Origin of the sequence: Vibrio sp. 1167 (genome assembly GCF_033340375.1) — a bacterium.
GTDB lineage: Bacteria > Pseudomonadota > Gammaproteobacteria > Enterobacterales > Vibrionaceae > Vibrio > Vibrio alginolyticus.
Genome location: NZ_JAWOWK010000085.1, coordinates 1 through 1,179, shown reverse-complemented (window position 1 = coordinate 1,179; position 1,179 = coordinate 1). Strand labels below are relative to the sequence as shown.

Annotated in this window: 1 protein-coding gene; it reads left to right on the top strand. The window is 46.4% G+C overall.

The genetic code is table 11. The features are described from left to right. Positions 1 to 1,056: bifunctional 2',3'-cyclic-nucleotide 2'-phosphodiesterase/3'-nucleotidase (locus R7Z78_RS24550; RefSeq protein ID WP_169643805.1), on the top strand; the 1,056-nt coding region annotated here is incomplete at its 5' end. Positions 1,057 to 1,179 lie beyond the last annotated feature (123 nt).

Sequence of the window (1,179 nt, the reverse complement as noted above, 5' to 3'; positions counted from 1 at the left end):
GTCATGGATCTGGTCATCGAGCAAAAAGACGGCCAATGGCAAGTAGTGGAAGGACAATCTGAAGCTCGACCAATTTTCGACAAAGCGACTAAGAAATCGCTTGCAGAAGCAGACCAAGGCATCATTAAAGCACTCGAAGACGATCACAAAGGCACTCGCGAATTCGTTAACCAACCAATTGGTAAAGCGAATGACGTGATGTACAGCTTCTTGGCTTTGGTGCAAGATGACCCAACAATCCAAATCGTTAACCTTGCACAAAAAGACTACGTTGAACGTTTCATTCAAGGCGATCCAGACCTTGCCGACATTCCAGTTTTGAGCGCGGCAGCGCCGTTTAAAGTGGGCGGACGTAAAGATGATCCGAACGGCTTCACTGAGGTTGAATCTGGCCAACTGACTTTCCGCAACGCCGCCGACTTGTACCTATACCCAAATACGCTCGTCGCAATGAAGGTGAAAGGCAAAGAAGTACATGAATGGCTAGAGTGCAGCGCGGGCCAATTCAAGCATATTGATGTCAATACGACTCAGCCACAATCGTTAATTGATTGGGATAACTTCCGTACGTACAACTTTGACGTGATTGATGGTGTGGAATACCAAATCGACATCACTCAGCCACCGAAGTACGACGCGAATTGTAAAGTCATTAATCCGGACTCCCAGCGTATCGTGAATCTAACTTTCAATGGCAAACCAGTTGATCCGAAACAAGATTTCATCATTGCGACTAACAATTACCGCGCGTACAGCAATACCTTCCCTGGCACTGGTCCGAACTTCATTGCATTTGACTCTCCAGACGAAAACCGTTCTGTGGTTGCTGCGTACATTTCTCGCGTCAGTGAGGAAAAAGGCGAAGTCACGCCAAGCGCTGACAATAACTGGTCGTTCGCACCAATTAAGTCAGACAAAAAACTGGATATTCGCTTTGAAACCTCACCGAGCGAAAAAGCTTCGAAGTTTATCCAAGACAAAGGCCAATACCCGATGAAACGCGTCACAACTGACGAAGTGGGCTTTGCGATTTATCAGATCGATTTAAACAAATAAGCGACTCCATGCTCAAACTAGCGGCTTCTCAGTGAGCCGCTTTTTGTTGCTGCGCAAAGCAGTTAAGATAGTTCAAATGCGCTAACCCTTTCACTGCAGATAACCTTCATGCAAAACGACGTA